Below are 15,912 nucleotides of genomic sequence, written 5' to 3' on the forward strand. Positions count from 1 at the left end.
TTTGTATTCTCCAATTGTTCACTATTTGCCGCTGTCGACGAGACCCTTCACGAACCATCGCTGCATGATGAGGATCACCAGCACGGGCGGAAGCATGGTCCAAAGCGAGGCGTTCATGAGAAGGTGCCATGTCGGAAGACCATCCGACTGCGGCATCACCTGTTTCAAACCCACAACGGCGGTCGCCATATTGGGGTCTGTCGTCATCAACAACGGCCACAGATACTGGTTCCAGCCCATCAGGAAGAGAATGATCGACAATGCCACGATATTCGACCGGGAAAGTGGAAGCAGAATGCAGAAGAAGAATTGCATCGGCTTGGCGCCGTCAATCCGCGCGGCTTCACACAGATCGTCAGGAATTGTCAGAAAGAACTGCCTGAACAAAAATGTTGCCGTTGCTGAAGCGATGATCGGCAGGATAAGTCCAGGATAGGTGTTCACCATGTTCCAGTTCAGCTCGACCGAAATGCCCAACCAAGCAAAGATGATATTCAGCGGCAGCGCCATATTGGCTGCTGATTCATAGGTTGGGACAATTCGCACCTCAATCGGCAGCATCATCGATATGAATATCAGCCAAAAGGCGGTCATTCGGAACGGAAAGCGGAAATAGGTGACTGCAAAGGCGGCAAGCACCGACAGAGCCAGTTTTCCGACGGTAATTCCGAGCGCCACGATAAACGTGTTCAACAAAAGCTGCCCGAAATTGATCGTTGTCAGAACTTCCAGCGAATTGACCAAAAACTGGTCGCCCGGCAGCCAACTCATCGGGACTTTCAACACGTCCTGCTGGCTCAGCGAACCCGTGACCACCACGAAATAAAGTGGCAGGCAAACCAACACGATCCCGATTATGAGAACCGCATGGCAAACCACGTCCAATATCGGTGTGCGTTCATTCATGATTTATACCGCATAATTGACGCGCCGTTCGACCAAGCGAAATTGCGCGAATGTGAGGGCGAGAGCGAGTATCATCAAAATGACCGACTGCGCAGCAGACGAGCCCATGTCCAGATTGACGAAGCCATCCTGATAGACCTTATAGACGAGGATCGACGTCGCCCCTGCCGGTCCGCCACGTGTCGTGGCATCTATAATCGCAAATGTGTCGAACAGGCCGTAGACGAAGTTGATGACGATCAGGAAGAACAGCGTCGGCGCGATCATCGGCAGGGAAATGCGCTGGAACCGTCGAATGGGCCCCGCACCATCGATGGCGGCAGATTCCAGGATCGAACGCGGCACGGCCAAAAGTGCGGCGACGAGAAAAATGTAGTTGTAACAGATGTGCTTCCAGGATGCCGCAAGGATGATAAGGATCATCGCATCGGTGGTGTTCTTCGTGGGGTCCCAACCGATACCGAGCGTGTGCAGTATTTGCGCAATCGGTCCGACACGGGTGTTGAACAGAAATGCCAGCATTATGCCCGCAACTGCGGGAGCGATAGCATAAGGAAGCAACAAGATCGTACGATAAGCGCCACGAGCGCGGATGATATGGTTGGTCGCGAAAGCAAACAGCAACGCAACCGAAAGCGTGATTGCATTCTGCGCCAGCGTGAACCAGAGCGTCATTTTGGCCGACATCCAGTAAGACGGGCTGGCGATTAATGCCGCAAAGTTCGAGAAGCCAACCCATTGCACTGAACCGCCAAACGGATCATTGAGCTGAAACGCCTGGATGAGCGCCCTGAATGACGGAATGAAAAAGAAGAACAGCAGGACGAGCATTTGTGGCGCCAGCAATAGGACTGGCGTTTTCCATTCTCGAAAATGCGCGCGCTTCAGGCCGCTTTCCTGCCGCTCCCCCAAAGGGGAGCGCAGACGGAAAGCACCTCCACCTTGTGCTTTCATTGCCTTATTTTCCTGCGCTTAGCTTTTCAAAGCGGCGAAGCACTTCGTTGCCGCGCGTGACAGCGGAATCCAGCGCTTCCTGTGCCGGCTTCTGCCCCAGTGAGGCGGCCATCACTTCTTCCATAATGAAGATATTGGCCTGATTGGAGTTACCGAAGCGGAAGCCCAGCGAATTATCGGAGTTTGGCTTGCGCATAAGCTGTTCAACCGCGATGGCGCGGGTGGGATGCTGCTCGAAATAGCCTTCACTTTTCAGCGCTTCATAGGCCGTCGTCGTAACGGGAACATAGCCGGTGTTTTTGCTCCACCACACCTGAGTTTCCGGCTTTGCAAGAAAGTCGAAGAACGCGGCAGCGCCTTTATATTCATCGTCGGAATGACCCTTCATTGCCCATAAAGCGCCGCCACCGATGACACTATTATGTGCTGTACGGTCCTTTTCATGGGGGAGGAAAGTCGCATTCCACGGGAATTTTGCTGAAACCTCCACCGCAGCATGAGAAGCAGTCGATGCAATAATCGTCGAACAGGTGCCTGAGGTGAACAACTGAACCGGCTGAATTCCCTGACCCGCGATCTCCATGACCCCGCTCGAAACGAGGTCATGCATGCGCTCCACTTGACGGGTCAGAGACTTGTTGAAAACAAACTCGGTATCGATACCGTCAATGCCATTGCGCTTTGTGCCATAAGGGTAGTCGTTCACGGCAGCGTAGTTTTCGAGAAAGCTCCACTCATAGTCGCCCGGCAAAACCATGGCACATTTCGAAATGCCCTTGTCATGGATCGCGTGCAACTGTTGTGTCAACTCATCCCAGTTATCAGCTGGCTTTTCAAAGCCTGCGGCCTTGAAATGATCCTGATTGTACCAAAGGATTGGCGTTGACGAGTTGAATGGCAGAGCCTGCAACTTACCCTTGTCGCGATAGTAAGCGGCAACCGGCGCAATCACCGTATTCCAGTCGATACTGTAGCCTTCCTTGGCCATCAGATCGGCGACGGGTATTACCGCCGATGAGTTCAGCATGGTCAAAAATGCGCGTTCATTGGTTTGCACAATGACCGGCGCGCGCTTCGCGCGATAGGCTGCAATCATCGCATTGATAAGCTCTTCATATTTGCCCTTATTGACCGGGACAATCTCATACTCATCCTGAGATTCATTGAACTTCTTCGAAAGTTCATTCACGCGATCATTGAGCACGCCTCCCATCGCATGCCAGAATTCGATCTGCGTTTTTGCCTCAGCCGCTATGCTGGACAGCATCGAACAGCCCAACATCAAGGAAGCCACTAAAAGACGCTTCATCGTATCCTCCCGTCTCGATCAAGTGCTTTCATTTTGAGCATACGCTCTGATAATCGTTTGTCCAGCCCATAATTGAAGCGTCAAAATGATTACTTATCCTGCCCTTTAATGCGCTTATATTTGCGTTTGGAACGCAAGGCGATATTGCTCTTCCAAACACGCCGATTTTATCATACGCTCACATATCAATCATTTTCTCATGAGTCGCTTGATGGATATCACCCAAATGAACCCCGCCTCGCTAGCATTCGATCTGGTCATTTTTGACTGTGACGGGGTGCTGGTCGACAGCGAGATCATCAGCTGCGGCGCAGTGGCCGATGTGCTGAGCAGGCACGGCGTACCGACGGACCTCGACTATGCATTGCGGACTTTCCTGGGACGCCCGGCGTCGGCAGTGACCGATGCCTTTACGGAACAAATGAACAAGCCACTCCCCGACACATTTGTTTCAAGCTGGCGAGAGTATCTTTTTACGCGCTTTGAACACGAACTGGTTGCCGTTGATGGAATTCGTTCGGCGATTGAAGCTATACCACTGCCCCGCTGCGTCGCCTCATCTAGCGATGAGGAACGACTTCAGATATCATTGGGGCAAACAGGTCTACTACCACTTTTCGAAGGCAGTATCTTCAGTACAACGATGGTTAAACACGGCAAGCCTGCTCCTGACCTCTTTCTTTATGCGGCCAGACAGATGGGGGTGTCGGCCCCACGATGCGTCGTTGTCGAAGACAGCCCCAGCGGCGTAAAGGCTGCCAAGGCAGCGGGGATGACGGCTGTCGGATTTACCGGTGGGAGCCACTATTCGGTACTGGACAATACTGAAACATTGCTTAATGCCGGTGCGGATCACATTTTAAAGCGTGCTGCCGACCTGCCTGCCCTACTGAGAGAAATTTCCGCCGATGGCCGATAACGACAAACCCAGACTGGACGATGCCGCAAGAGCGGGTTGGCTTTATTATATTGCCGGCAAGACACAGGACGAGATCGCACAGATGCTGGGCGTTTCACGCCCCACGGCACAGAGATTTGTATCACAATGCCGGTCTGAAGGGCTGATCACGTTTCGGATGAACCATCCAATTGCAAATTGCATGGAACTTGCAGGCAGGATGTCGGAGAAATTCGACCTAGCTTATTGCGACGTTGTTCCCTCGGAAGGGACTTGGCCGGAAGGTTCAACGACCGTCCCCGAAGCCGCTGCCGTTTTCATAGAGCGGCAGTTACGGTCCAGAACTGCCATTGTGATGGCGCTTGGCACCGGCCGCACCATGCGCGCCACGGTCCAGCGCGTTTCTCCACTCAACGGCTCGGTCCATCGACTGGTGTCACTGGTGGGGCATATTGGCATTGACGGATCGGCGAGCCCGTTCGATGCCTTGATCAAGCTTTCGGAAACAGTCAGCGCACAGCATTATCCGCTTCTTTTGCCGCTCTACCTATCTTCGGTAGAAGAAAGGGACGCGTTGCTAGCTATTGAGCCGGTGAGGCGCGTCCACCAACTAGCATCGACTGCCGATCTCTGGGTGACCGGGATCAGCGATCTGGCGGCGGATTCGCCACTTGCAAAAGAAGGGTTTCTTAGCCGCGATGAGCTTTTTCAACTTAACAGGCTTGGAGGCGTTGGAGAAATTTGCGGTTGGGCATTTGATATCGATGGGAAAATCGTCGAAGGTGCCACGAATTTGCGTATCACCAGCGTCGCACCGCAGATCAATGTCAGCAGACAACGCATTTGCGTGGCTTCGGGTGAACGGAAAGTGCAACCATTGTTGTCTGCGCTCCGCGGCAGCATCATCAACGGACTTATTACCGATGAAATTACCGCGATGAATTTGCTGGCCTGATAATCCAGCACCTTGATAGAAGCCTCGTTTGCATCGGTTTGACATATTTCCTGTCGTCCGCACTCTCACCCAGAAAACCGTTGGTAATTTCATTCCACGTCATCGTGCCTCCATCCAAATGCTCGCCAGCAATATGAACGTCGGCTTCTCCCAACTAATCACTACCTTTCCATGCGGGCAGGATTGTTTCTATCCATGCCGCATTGACGTTCTGCTGCACAGATCAAAAAAGCCTGTCGCAGCAACGCGTAAACAAGCGTGATACGAATTTTGACTGGCAATCAGGTCGCGGCGCTAACATTCTCCAGAATCATTTCATCGTGCTCTCGAAGCAGCAATAGTTAGCCTTCTCTTCGAAGCGTCAAGGTTGGCGTGGAGTGCTTCGTTCCCTTATTCCGAAGGGCCTGTTAAGCAGAAAGAAGCCGCCGAAATACCTCGGCGGCTTCTTCCCGACATCGCGATAATCGGGATGGCTAACTAGACAGTTTCCAACTGTTCAGGGCTCAGTCGGAGCGCTGCGGCCCGACGGTGTCCTTCGAGCTGTTCCGTTGCGCTTTGCCGAACAGCAGCTGGCGCTACAGCAGCAACGCCACGCTCGTCCAGCCATTGATGCGTGGCAATTTTTACGTATGAGCCCACCCAAAGTCCACCCGTGTAACGGCCCGCCGCCATAGTGGGCAGTGTGTGGTTCGTGCCGCAGCATTTGTCGGAGTATACAACACTGGCCAGTTCGCCGATGAAAATCGAACCATAGTTGCGGAGCTTTTTCGCCGTTGCCTTCGGGTCGCGTGTGTGGACCTGAAGATGCTCTGTTGCGATATAGTCGGAGTAGGCGATCATGGTTTCTTCGTCGTCAACAACGGTCACTTCGCCGTAATCTTTCCATGCAACCCCTGCTACAGCAGCGGTGGAAAGGTTCCGCAGCTGTTTTTCGACTTCTTTGATGGTCTCATCCGCCAGCTTCCGATCTGTCGTAACCAGGCCAACGCGTGTGCGGACGTCATGCTCAGCCTGAGCAAGCATGTCGGTCGCCAGCGTCGCAGGATTGGCTGTTTCGTCGGCAACGATGAAGATTTCGCTTGGCCCCGCGAGCTGATCAATACCTACTTGGCCGAAAACCTGACGCTTTGCTTCGTTTACAAACGCATTGCCGGGCCCCACGATTTTGTCGACCGCGGGAATAGTCTCCGTGCCATATGCCATGGCTGCGATTGCCTGTGCACCGCCGACGCGGAAGATGCGGTCTGCACCCGCCAGATGACAGCCTGCAATCATGGCCTGATGCGCATTCGGGGGAAGACAGGCGATGACCTGATCACAACCAGCGACTTTAGCCGGGACGATCGTCATTACCGGGGCTGAGAGAAGAGGATAACGTCCGCCTGGTACGTAACAGCCTACGATTTCAATCGGAATAACCCGATGACCGAGATGCAGGCCCGGCAAGCTCTCAATTTCCAACGGGAGGATCGTGCCGAGTTGTGCTTCGGCGAAACGGCGGACATTGGCGATGGCAAATTCGGTGTCTTGACGCGTCTGCGGATCAAGGTCGGCAACGGCCTTGAGCTTTTCTTCCTCAGTGACCTCGAAACGGTCGAGATCCGCTTTATCAAAAGCATGAGAATATTCGCGAACAGCAGCATCGCCGCGTTCTCGGACATTTGCGATGATGTCCTTCACTATTTTTTCGACTGGCGCCGTATCAGAGACGGCGTCTCGTGTCGGTTCTTTTATTTGAATAAACTTGCCTTTCAGCGCATCGAGACGCGACGTCATCAAAACCTCCTGTGTGGGATGATCATCCTCAACATCTTCCAAGCTTGGCTATCCGACAATTGCCCACAAACCATATGTTCATTATAATCACCAAAGCAGATGAACCAATTTCGCTCCAGGTATCCTCCCTGCGTTTACGATGACAATGTGGGTAAGCACAGAAACATGGAAAACGATATATGCCTAAAATCGGTAGCAAACTTCGCGAACTTCGTCGTCGCCGAGATCTGGGAGTTCGAGAACTCGCCGCTCGTTCCGGGATATCTCACTCCACAATATCATTGATCGAACGTGACCGGATGAGCCCGTCCATCGACACTCTTGGTGCAGTACTCGATGCGTTGGGGACAACACTGACCGGTTTTTTCTCCGATTTGCAATCCAGCCTTCCCTATTCGCCCTTCTATTCGTCGGCAGATTTAGCTGAGATTGGGAAGGTAGATACTATTTCCTATAGAGTAATCGGTCTGGACCATCCCAATCGAGAACTTCTCATGTTACATGAACGTTATGCACCTGGGGCGGATTCTGGCGAGGAATTCACTCACGCAGCACAGGAGGCTGGCATGGTACTTTCTGGTCTGGTTGAAGTTACGGTCGGAAGCCAGAAGAGGGTGCTAAAACCCGGCGATGGGTATTATTTTGATAGCCGTATGCCTCATCGGTTTCGAAATGTCTTCGACGGTCAGAGCGAGATTATAAGCGCGGTTACTCCGCCAACTTATTAATCCCTTCACCCTATACTGAAATATGGTGAATATATTGATCGTTTCGGTTAACCCCGCTTTCCAAAGTTTTCAAACGTGCTTTGCTATAGGCCATCGAGAGCACAAAGGGGAGCGTCCGATGAACATACTCAAAGTTTCGATTATAGCGTCCACAGTCCTGGCAGCAGGTGTCTTTGGTGCCCAGGCCCGTGATCTGACCGTTGTATCCTGGGGAGGAAATTTTCAGGACGCGCAACGTAAAATTTTCTTTCAACCCTTCGCCTCCACGATCGGCAAGCCGGTTTTGGACGAAAGTTGGGAGGGCGGTTACGGCGTTCTCCAGGCCAAGGTGAAGGCCGGTGTTCCAAACTGGGACGTGGTGGAAGTTGAGGCTGAAGAATTAGCGCTAGGGTGCGCCGACGGTATCTATGAGAAAATTGATTGGGAGAAGCTTGGCGGGAAGGATGCATATCTTCCTGCAGCAGTCAGTGACTGTGGTGTTGGCAATATCGTGTGGTCGACCGGGCTTTCATATGACGGCGAAAAGCTCAAAGAAGAGCCAAGGACATGGGCTGATTTCTGGGATACGAAGAAGTTTCCCGGCAAGCGCGGCCTTCGCAAAGGGCCGAAATACGCTCTTGAGTTCGCATTGATGGCCGACGGCGTTCCTGCTAATCAGGTTTATGAAGTTTTGAGCAGTGAAGGCGGCGTTGACCGGGCTTTCAGGAAACTTGAAGAATTGAAGGCAGATATCATCTGGTGGGACGCTGGCGCGCAGCCGCTACAGCTGCTCTCGTCAGGGCAGGTCGTTATGACTTCTGCTTACAATGGTCGTATCAGCGGCATCAACCGGTCCGAAGGCAAGAAGTTCGGATTTGTGTTCCCGGGCAGTGTATACGCCATCGATAGCTGGGTCATTTTGAAAGATAGCCCGAACAAGGATGCGGGCATGGATTTCATCGCCTATGCCAGCAAGGCGGAGAACCAGGCGAAACTTCCTGAATATATCGCTTACGGTTTACCGACCCTTGGGGCGACGAAGCTGGTGCTTGAACAGTTCCAGAAAGAGCTTCCGACTGCCGATGAAAACATCGGCGGAGCCATCGCTCTGGACGTGGATTTCTGGACCGACAACCTGGAAGAGTTGACGCAGCGTTTCAATGCCTGGCTAGCTCAATAAGAATCAACGATTGCAATCTCTTGCTCCGTTGCCCTCAGGGGCAGCGGAGCAGCCTTTGGCCTCGAGACTGCCAAAAATCAGCGCAGGTTATGATGAGTGACGCGTTTATCCATTTCGACCAGGTCAGCAAAGCGTTCGGTATGATGACCGTTGTCGATAATCTCGATCTGTCGATTGGCAAGGGAGAATTCGTGAGCATGCTGGGCCCATCCGGGTCCGGCAAGACAACACTTCTCATGATGCTGGCCGGTTTCGAGAATCCAACTAGCGGTGCAATTGCTGTAGGTGGCAGGCGCGTAGATGCTTTGCCGCCCCATAAGCGAAATATGGGAGTTGTATTCCAGAATTACGCTTTGTTTCCTCACATGTCTGTTGCGGACAACGTAGGATTTCCGCTCAAGATGAGGGGCCTTTCCAAAGCCGAGATTGTCGAGCGTGTGACGAAGGCCCTCGACATGGTTCAACTGGGTGCCTTCCACGAACGTCGACCAATACAATTATCCGGTGGTCAGCAACAGAGGGTTGCGCTGGCTCGCGCATTGGTATTCGAGCCGGAAGTCGTATTGATGGATGAGCCGTTGGGCGCTCTTGACAAGAAGCTTCGCGAACAGATGCAGATGGATATTCGCGATATCCATCATCGCTTAGGCTTGACTATCGTCTTTGTTACACACGATCAGACTGAAGCTTTGACGATGTCCGATCGCATAGCGATCTTCAATCACGGCAAGATCGAGCAGATCGGCGAACCCTCGGAAATTTACGACCGGCCAAAAACTCAGTTCGTTGCCGAGTTTATTGGCGAAACTAACCTAGTGAGCGGCACAGTCGCTTCATCGTCCAATGGCATCGTGGACGTCACTTTGGATGATGGTCAAACAATCAAAGTAGCATCTACCGCAGGCTTGGAACCTCGAAGCACTATCAATGTGTCTGTGCGCCCGGAACGTATAGAGCTCGGACAGTCTGGAGCGGCAAAAAATCAGCTAAAGGTAACGGTAGCCGATATTGTGTATCACGGTGACCATCTTCAGGTACAAGTGGACGCCGGAAACAGATCCTTCGTGGTCAAGGCTACTAGAACTGCGATCACGCCAAAAATAGGGCAAGAGGTCATAGCCTCTTTCGCTCCGGAACAATGCTGGGTCGTTTCATGAACCGTCCATCTCGGCTCCAAAATCAAATCAAGTCGATAGCGCTAATTGCACCACTGGGTCTCTTCCTGGCATTTTTCTTCGTCGCACCACTTGCAACGATGATGAAGTCGGCGGTTTCCGATCCTATCGCGTCAAGAGCACTACCCACCGTATCCGAGTCCCTGCAGGATTGGGACAGAGCAACTGTCCCGTCGGCGGCAGCTCAGCTAGCGCTCGCCAACGACATCCGAAATGTCAGCGACGATGAGCTTTTCGGCGACTTGGTCCGTCGATTGAACAGTGCAAAGTCCGGCTTTCGCACCTTGATGACCAAGACACGTACCGCTGTTGCGGAGAACCAGTCAATCTCCGATCTGGTGTCGGTGGACCCGCGATGGAGCGATCCGGTATTCTGGATTGCAATCCAGGAAGCGGCTAGCACCACGATTACCGACAGAAACCTGCTGTCGGCTGTCGATCTACAGCGAGACGCCAACGGCAGTATCATCAATGTGCCCGAAGATAAATCCGCCAATCGGACCACGCTCTTTCGAACGCTGATCATGGCCGGAGTGGTGACGATATGTTGTGTTGCTATAGGACTACCCTTTGCGATGGTTGTCGCATCGACTAATGGTTGGAGACGTCAATTGCTACTGGGAGCTGTGCTTCTTCCTCTCTGGACTTCGCTCCTTGTGCGAACTGCAGCCTGGTACATCATTCTTCAGGACAATGGCCTCATCAATATGACGCTTCAAACCCTTGGTTTGACAAGCGGGCCCGTTCCACTCATCTTCAACCGGTTGGGCGTCGTGATTGCAATGACCCACGTCCTTCTACCCTTCATGGTACTGCCGATCTTCAGCGTTCTCATCGGGATTCCGAAGAACCTGATGCCTGCCGCTGCATCTTTAGGTGCGTCGCCCATTCGTGCGTTTGTACTTGTATTGCTGCCACTGAGCCTTCGGGGTGTCGTGTCCGGAGGGCTTCTCGTCTTTATGAGTGCACTTGGTTACTACATCACACCAGCACTGATCGGGGGGGCTAAGGATCAGATGATTAGCTCTGTCATCGCCTATTACGCTACTGGGGCGGCCAACTGGGGTATGGCCGGCGCGCTTGGAATCGTGCTTCTGGCTGCAACAATGATCCTCTACGTCGTCTATCTTCGTCTATCTTCGGAGGAAGCGCGCGCATGAGAACGCTCATCGTCAGCAAGGCAATATTCGGGTCTGGGGTTATCATCTTTTTGATGGCTCCGTTATTTGCCATCCTTCCTCTGGCTTTTACAGACAGCATTTTCTTGAATTACCCGATTCCTGGTTTTTCTTTTCGTTGGTTTCATGAGTTGTTCACGGCCGACGCTTGGCGTCGATCCATCGTCAATAGTTTAACTATTGGAATTGGAACGACGATCCTTGCGAGCATTCTTGGTACGGTTGCTGCACTCGGATTACGTGGAAAGTCTGTATCTTTGTTATTCAGCTTCTTTCGAACAGTATTTCTGCTGCCAATGGTCGTTCCAGCAGTCGTGCTTGGCGTCGGCATGCAGTTGATGTTCGCACAGTATGGCCTCGCAAATACGTATATGGGTGTCATCGTTGCTCATACGGTCATTGCAATTCCGTTTGTTGTTGTTAACGTGACCGCTGCGCTTCAGGGCATTGACCGCCGCCTGGAAAATGCCGCAGCTAGCCTTGGCGCATCACCTTGGATGGTTTTGCGTCAGGTAACTCTACCATTGGCAACACCGGGCATCGTGACAGGGGCGGTGTTTGCTTTTGCAACGTCCTTGGACGAAGTCGTGCTAACCTTGTTTGTTGCAGGTCCGAACCAACGCACGGTTGCTCGTCAGATGTTCTCGACAATCAGAGAGAATATAAGTCCAGCCATCGCTGCTGCGGCGTTTCTGTTCATCATTGGAACGATCATCATCGCCTCGCTCTTACTGCTTTCAAAGCGAAACCCCCGAGCACACGGCTAATATAACAAGACCGCAGTAAGGAAATAGCGATGTGCGGTCGTCCGATCCGTGTTCGAACAAAAGCGGCAGGGTATGGATATGGGTCGTCGAGAGCCAATCTGGATACAAAGAAGTTTTTGACTGGCAATCTGGGAATGAAACGACGGGCGCGGTTACTTAGTCTCAATTCGATTTAGTTTAACGATTTCATCATGTGTGATGCCGCCTTGAGACCGCATGAATCTCTCAATCAGGCGATCTCGATTAACTGGCGCATTAAGCCTGTCAGCCGATTCCAGTGCCAGAACTAATTCGTTTTTGGTCAGCTCCGTGCAAAAGGCGGGCGTTCCGGGTTGTTGACGCCAGGATTCCGATAAAACACCGGCATCGACTGCGTCGAAACCAGATTCCTCGACGAGCCCCATGATGACCGATTTGGAAGCAGGCTCGTCACCGGACACAGGTATTGCTATGCGGCCTCGTGTTCCTTTAGGGTGACCTCGTTCGGCCAGAGTGGTCGCCAATGCAGCATTCCATGCCTTGATAACCGGAAGTCCAAGTTGCAGCTCCACCCAGGCGCTCTCCGGTATACCACCATCTACCCCTGAAATCACGCCGTCGCGGAAGGGGTAATAGTTGGACGTGTCAACGACTATTGTGCTTCGTGGAACCTTGAGAAAGTGACAGGTTAGCTCCCGATAACTAGAAAATGGAATTGAAAGGATAACGACATCTACATTTTCTAACGCCACCTCCTTCGATACGGCTATCGCGCCGATGTCGTGCGCCAGAGTGCGAAGAGAATCCGGACCTCTTGAGTTTGCAATTTTAACATTATGTCCGGAAGCTGCGAGCTTCCTTGCGAGGGTGGCACCAATATTGCCAGCGCCAATAATACCGATTTTCATAAGAGATTCCTTCAGTTATGGAATAACTGCTCAACTAGACCGGTAGGCCGGAATGTTTGCGCAGGCTTTTATCGAATGCTGCTTCAGGTACCAGGCGGCGAAGTAATCGTATTTTTCCAGCGAGCTTTCCGGCGGTGTAGCGGCGCTTGGGAGAGGTTGCAGTTACAGCTGCGAGAACTGTAGTCGCTACCGTTTCGGGGGTATCTCCGACAGCGATCTGATCGCGCAAGTGCTCCGACATCGTAAAGCGCATCGGTTCATACAGGCCGATAGGCTGATCGGGCTTCAGTACGTTTTCCTCGAAGGCGGAGCGAGTATAGGCAGGCTCGATCAGAATGACCCGAATTCCGAACGTGCGAACTTCATGATCGAGAGATTCTGAATAGCCCTCGATCGCATGTTTGGTGGAGGCATAAAGCGCGTTGTAGGGCGACGGGACGAGACCCAGTACCGAGCTCATATTTATAATACGGCCTGACTTCTGTTTCCGCATTACGGGTAGAACTGCGTTCGTAACACGGATGACACCGAAGACATTCACATCAAACAAGGCTTGCGCCTGAGCGATTGAGGATTCTTCCGCCCCGGCCAGGAGGCCAATGCCGGCATTGTTTACCAGCACATCAATCGAGCCAGCTTCCTTCAGGACGGTCTCGACCAGCTTCGTCACCGACCCTTCATCTGTAACGTCACAGGGCACCATGGTGATGCCGTCGATATTTTTATAATTTGCGCGCCTGCTGGTACCGAACACACGGTATCCGGCGTTAAGCAATGCTTTTGCCGTTGCCAGGCCGATGCCGGAAGAGGCTCCGGTGACAATAGCAACATCAGGTTTTGAGCGATTCATGGGGGCGGTCCTCAGTGTTTCACGACTAACGGCTGTAAGTCGGTCTGTCCGGATTTCTGTTTCAAATTTCGTCGTTCCAACGGCGGAAAAGCACGCTGGCATTCACGCCTCCGAAGCCGAAACCATTGGAAAGCGCATATTCCATAACTTTCGACTGGGCGTTTTTCGCCACGAAGCCGAGACCTTCACCAGCAATATCCGGTGTATCGAGATTAAGGGTTGGTGGGGCGACCTGGTCACGCAGAGCAAGGATCGTAAAAATTGCTTCAAGCCCCCCGGCTGCGCCCAGGAGATGGCCAGTCGCCGATTTGGTTGCGCTGACAGCGACGTTAGTCTCGGCGCCGAATACGGATCTTATGGCCCTTATTTCTCCCAGATCTCCGATCTGTGTAGAGGTTGCGTGTGCATTAATGTGACCGATATCATCGGGACGAATGCCGGCCTGTGATATTGCAATCTCGATTGCCCGTTGCGCTCCGCCTCCATCTTCCGGGCCAGACGTGATGTGATGTGCGTCAGCAGATGTGCCGTAACCCACAAGCTCGGCTAGCGGCTTGGCACCGCGTGCCAAGGCGTGACTGAGAGCTTCGATCACAAGGATGCCTGTACCTTCGCCCATAACAAACCCGTCGCGTTGTGTGTCGAACGGACGAGAGGCTTTTTCCGGAGTATCATTGAAACCCGTTGATAATGATCGTGCGGCGGCAAATCCGCCTAGGCTGACTTCGTTGATGCAGGCTTCGGTCCCGCCACATATAGCGATGTCAGCTTCGTTGGACCTGATGAGACGTGCAGCGTCTCCGATCGCCTGCACGCCAGCTGCACAGGCGGTTACCGGTGCTCCAATTGGCCCTTTAAAACCATGTCGAATAGACACCTGTCCTGCGGCCAGATTGACGAGGAACGACGGAACGGTGAACGGTGAAAGACGACGGGCGCCTTTTTGGTCAACGGCTCTGACAGCTGCGGTAATTGCGGGAAAACCGCCAATGCCGGATGCTATGATTGTAGCAGTGCGCTCTTTTTGGGTTTCCGAAACCGGTTTCCATCCAGCCTGCTTTAGTGCCTCTTCAGCGGCTGCAAGGGCGAACAATATGAAACGGTCTACTTTGCGCTGATCTTTTGGGGCAAGAATACGATCGGCATCAAAGCCGGCCTCGGCATCTTCCGATATTGTCGGCACCACGCCGCCGATCTTCGATGGCAAATCGCCCACAATGTCATCGGATAGTCGTTTCACGCCTGAACGACCGGCAAGCAAACGGGACCAGGTTACCGGCACATTGGTTGCAAGGGGACTGATTGCCCCCATTCCTGTCACAACGATACGACGCATGATGAATACTCCGACTTCAATCCATTGATTCCGAAGGCGCGCCAGCCAGACCACTCATTCGTCTTGCTTCGGCAGCTGCAGCATCGAGAAATCGTCTGGATAGGTCCTTATCGTTCACAACGCGAGAAAGCGTAACGGCACCAACCATGATGGAGAGCAGCGCCATGGCTTTGTCGCTTCTTTCTTGTGATGGTGTGCTTGTGAGCAGTTCATTGAGAACTGCCAGATGACCGCGGATGCCATCCTCGAAGGGAGCTTTCACATCCGGACTTTGACGTGCAACGTCCGCCCCGAGCGCCACGAGAGGGCATCCATCTCCGATTTCATCCCGATGGTCGAGGGAGAGATAGAGATTCAAAATCGCTTCCAATTGGGCGGCGTTGCCCGCAGCAGCGTCGGCCCACCTTCGAGTAGCGCCTTCCATGGCGCGGCGTGATGCTTTGGCCGCAAGATCATCCTTGGATTCGAACTGCTTATAAAAGCCCCCCTGTGTCAGGCCGGCGCCCTTCATTAAGTCCTTCAGTCCGATGCCATCAAAGCCATGTTCTCGGAAAAGCCTGCTTGCGACATCAATCACTGTCTCGCGATTAGCTTCCGCCTGCGCTCGGCTGACTCTCATTTGCCGTCTCCTTTAGATTTCATTTGACATCTATAACAGGTTTAGATTGTAATCGCAATCTAAATAAATCGCTTTCGTCCGTTTAGAAGGTCCACCTGCCATGAAGCGCAAATACGTTTTGGCATCGGGATGCGGCATTGCTGCATTCCTCTTATTTGAAGTATCCCGCCATAAGCGGACCGATGCCGACCCAAGTAGTTCGCCAGCTCTGGTTCGTCTGGTCGTGGCAAAGGCAGTCGGACTGCTCGCTTACCGGCATGATCGAGGCAATGATCCAGAGCGATCTCGAGTTTCTTAGCCGCCGTTTCAATGTCGTTGTGCGGCTCATAAGGCATACTTCATGAAGGACCACTTTTCAGGGGGCCGACCACTTGTTTGACGACTTTGTCCGGAGTCGTTGCCTGAAAACCCAATT

16 protein-coding genes are annotated in these 15,912 nt (G+C 52.8%); 8 read left to right on the forward strand and 8 right to left on the reverse strand.

The genetic code is table 11. The annotated features are described in order from the left end of the window. Positions 1–21: 21 nt before the first annotated feature. Genes AC1RHM_RS07570 through AC1RHM_RS07580 form a run of 3 tightly spaced genes read right to left on the reverse strand, consistent with a single transcriptional unit; the run spans position 22 to position 3,169 of the window. Complete coding sequence (locus tag AC1RHM_RS07570; protein ID WP_151895737.1) at positions 22–906, reverse strand: ABC transporter permease subunit; 885 nt, start codon at positions 904–906, stop codon at positions 22–24. A 3-nt stretch (positions 907–909) separates the two neighbouring features. Then, the gene (locus AC1RHM_RS07575; protein WP_151895738.1) at positions 910–1,860 is read right to left on the reverse strand and encodes an ABC transporter permease subunit; all 951 of its coding nucleotides are present in this window, start codon (positions 1,858–1,860) and stop codon (positions 910–912) included. Between the two features lie 4 nt (positions 1,861–1,864). After that, the gene (locus AC1RHM_RS07580; protein ID WP_244980368.1) at positions 1,865–3,169 is read right to left on the reverse strand and encodes an extracellular solute-binding protein; all 1,305 of its coding nucleotides are present in this window, start codon (positions 3,167–3,169) and stop codon (positions 1,865–1,867) included. Between the two features lie 211 nt (positions 3,170–3,380). Here AC1RHM_RS07580 and AC1RHM_RS07585 point away from each other — a divergent pair, with 211 nt between their 5' ends. Then, positions 3,381–4,088: an HAD family hydrolase gene (locus AC1RHM_RS07585; RefSeq protein WP_244980367.1), complete on the forward strand. Its 708-nt coding sequence runs from the start codon at positions 3,381–3,383 to the stop codon at positions 4,086–4,088. Further along, entirely contained in the window at positions 4,078–5,022 is a 945-nt protein-coding gene (locus tag AC1RHM_RS07590) for a sugar-binding transcriptional regulator (RefSeq protein WP_151895739.1), read from the forward strand. The genes AC1RHM_RS07585 and AC1RHM_RS07590 overlap by 11 nt, the downstream gene beginning before the upstream one ends. Before the next feature lie 477 nt (positions 5,023–5,499). On the opposite strand, the gene hisD is transcribed toward AC1RHM_RS07590, so the two are convergent. After that, a complete protein-coding gene (hisD, locus tag AC1RHM_RS07595; RefSeq protein ID WP_094513698.1) occupies positions 5,500–6,798 on the reverse strand; it encodes a histidinol dehydrogenase in 1,299 nt (432 codons plus the stop codon). 179 nt (positions 6,799–6,977) lie between these two features. On the opposite strand from hisD, the gene AC1RHM_RS07600 reads away from it, so the two are divergent. The 5 genes from AC1RHM_RS07600 (at position 6,978) to AC1RHM_RS07620 (ending at position 11,805) form a co-directional block, all read left to right on the forward strand. Further along, positions 6,978–7,526 carry a cupin domain-containing protein gene (locus tag AC1RHM_RS07600; RefSeq protein ID WP_094513646.1) on the forward strand — a complete coding sequence of 183 codons (549 nt, stop codon included), beginning with the start codon at positions 6,978–6,980 and terminating at the stop codon, positions 7,524–7,526. A gap of 118 nt (positions 7,527–7,644) precedes the next feature. Continuing rightward, the gene (locus AC1RHM_RS07605) at positions 7,645–8,685 is read left to right on the forward strand and encodes an ABC transporter substrate-binding protein (RefSeq protein WP_151895740.1); all 1,041 of its coding nucleotides are present in this window, start codon (positions 7,645–7,647) and stop codon (positions 8,683–8,685) included. A 92-nt stretch (positions 8,686–8,777) separates the two neighbouring features. Continuing rightward, the gene (locus AC1RHM_RS07610) at positions 8,778–9,842 is read left to right on the forward strand and encodes an ABC transporter ATP-binding protein (protein ID WP_167387087.1); all 1,065 of its coding nucleotides are present in this window, start codon (positions 8,778–8,780) and stop codon (positions 9,840–9,842) included. After that, positions 9,839–11,020, forward strand: coding sequence for an ABC transporter permease (locus tag AC1RHM_RS07615; RefSeq protein WP_151895741.1), 1,182 nt, complete (start codon positions 9,839–9,841; stop codon positions 11,018–11,020). Before AC1RHM_RS07610 ends, AC1RHM_RS07615 begins: the two co-directional genes overlap by 4 nt. Further along, positions 11,017–11,805 (forward strand): ABC transporter permease, encoded by a 789-nt coding sequence (locus tag AC1RHM_RS07620; RefSeq protein ID WP_151895742.1) that lies wholly within the window; start codon positions 11,017–11,019, stop codon positions 11,803–11,805. Before AC1RHM_RS07615 ends, AC1RHM_RS07620 begins: the two co-directional genes overlap by 4 nt. Positions 11,806–11,957: 152 nt before the next feature. Here the strand turns inward: AC1RHM_RS07620 and AC1RHM_RS07625 are convergent, their stop codons facing one another. The 4 genes from AC1RHM_RS07625 to AC1RHM_RS07640 all read right to left on the reverse strand — a co-directional run bounded on the left by AC1RHM_RS07625 (position 11,958) and on the right by AC1RHM_RS07640 (position 15,497). Next, on the reverse strand, positions 11,958–12,692 hold the full coding sequence (locus tag AC1RHM_RS07625) for an NADPH-dependent F420 reductase (RefSeq protein WP_151895743.1): 735 nt from the start codon (positions 12,690–12,692) through the stop codon (positions 11,958–11,960). Between the two features lie 34 nt (positions 12,693–12,726). Continuing rightward, a complete protein-coding gene (locus AC1RHM_RS07630; RefSeq protein ID WP_151895744.1) occupies positions 12,727–13,542 on the reverse strand; it encodes an oxidoreductase in 816 nt (271 codons plus the stop codon). 61 nt (positions 13,543–13,603) lie between these two features. Continuing rightward, a complete protein-coding gene (fabF, locus tag AC1RHM_RS07635; RefSeq protein WP_151895745.1) occupies positions 13,604–14,878 on the reverse strand; it encodes a beta-ketoacyl-ACP synthase II in 1,275 nt (424 codons plus the stop codon). A 16-nt stretch (positions 14,879–14,894) separates the two neighbouring features. Further along, complete coding sequence (locus AC1RHM_RS07640) at positions 14,895–15,497, reverse strand: TetR/AcrR family transcriptional regulator (RefSeq protein WP_151895746.1); 603 nt, start codon at positions 15,495–15,497, stop codon at positions 14,895–14,897. 182 nt (positions 15,498–15,679) lie between these two features. Between AC1RHM_RS07640 and AC1RHM_RS07645 the strand changes: the two genes are divergently transcribed. Continuing rightward, a complete protein-coding gene (locus AC1RHM_RS07645) occupies positions 15,680–15,841 on the forward strand; it encodes a hypothetical protein (protein ID WP_192931039.1) in 162 nt (53 codons plus the stop codon). Positions 15,842–15,912 lie beyond the last annotated feature (71 nt).

The sequence above is a fragment of the Brucella sp. GW823-FHT04E01 genome, from assembly GCF_058796175.1.

Excerpts from the sequence above, each read along its gene's own strand:
- AC1RHM_RS07570 (WP_151895737.1), bottom strand. The coding sequence starts at position 906 with ATGAATGAACGCACACCGATATTGGACGTGGTTTGCCATGCGGTTCTC.
- AC1RHM_RS07575 (WP_151895738.1), bottom strand. The coding sequence starts at position 1,860 with ATGAAAGCACAAGGTGGAGGTGCTTTCCGTCTGCGCTCCCCTTTGGGG.
- AC1RHM_RS07580 (WP_244980368.1), bottom strand. The coding sequence starts at position 3,169 with ATGAAGCGTCTTTTAGTGGCTTCCTTGATGTTGGGCTGTTCGATGCTG.
- AC1RHM_RS07585 (WP_244980367.1), top strand. The coding sequence starts at position 3,381 with ATGGATATCACCCAAATGAACCCCGCCTCGCTAGCATTCGATCTGGTC.
- AC1RHM_RS07590 (WP_151895739.1), top strand. The coding sequence starts at position 4,078 with ATGGCCGATAACGACAAACCCAGACTGGACGATGCCGCAAGAGCGGGT.
- hisD (WP_094513698.1), bottom strand. The coding sequence starts at position 6,798 with ATGACGTCGCGTCTCGATGCGCTGAAAGGCAAGTTTATTCAAATAAAA.
- AC1RHM_RS07600 (WP_094513646.1), top strand. The coding sequence starts at position 6,978 with ATGCCTAAAATCGGTAGCAAACTTCGCGAACTTCGTCGTCGCCGAGAT.
- AC1RHM_RS07605 (WP_151895740.1), top strand. The coding sequence starts at position 7,645 with ATGAACATACTCAAAGTTTCGATTATAGCGTCCACAGTCCTGGCAGCA.
- AC1RHM_RS07610 (WP_167387087.1), top strand. The coding sequence starts at position 8,778 with ATGAGTGACGCGTTTATCCATTTCGACCAGGTCAGCAAAGCGTTCGGT.
- AC1RHM_RS07615 (WP_151895741.1), top strand. The coding sequence starts at position 9,839 with ATGAACCGTCCATCTCGGCTCCAAAATCAAATCAAGTCGATAGCGCTA.
- AC1RHM_RS07620 (WP_151895742.1), top strand. The coding sequence starts at position 11,017 with ATGAGAACGCTCATCGTCAGCAAGGCAATATTCGGGTCTGGGGTTATC.
- AC1RHM_RS07625 (WP_151895743.1), bottom strand. The coding sequence starts at position 12,692 with ATGAAAATCGGTATTATTGGCGCTGGCAATATTGGTGCCACCCTCGCA.
- AC1RHM_RS07630 (WP_151895744.1), bottom strand. The coding sequence starts at position 13,542 with ATGAATCGCTCAAAACCTGATGTTGCTATTGTCACCGGAGCCTCTTCC.
- fabF (WP_151895745.1), bottom strand. The coding sequence starts at position 14,878 with ATGCGTCGTATCGTTGTGACAGGAATGGGGGCAATCAGTCCCCTTGCA.
- AC1RHM_RS07640 (WP_151895746.1), bottom strand. The coding sequence starts at position 15,497 with ATGAGAGTCAGCCGAGCGCAGGCGGAAGCTAATCGCGAGACAGTGATT.
- AC1RHM_RS07645 (WP_192931039.1), top strand. The coding sequence starts at position 15,680 with ATGCCGACCCAAGTAGTTCGCCAGCTCTGGTTCGTCTGGTCGTGGCAA.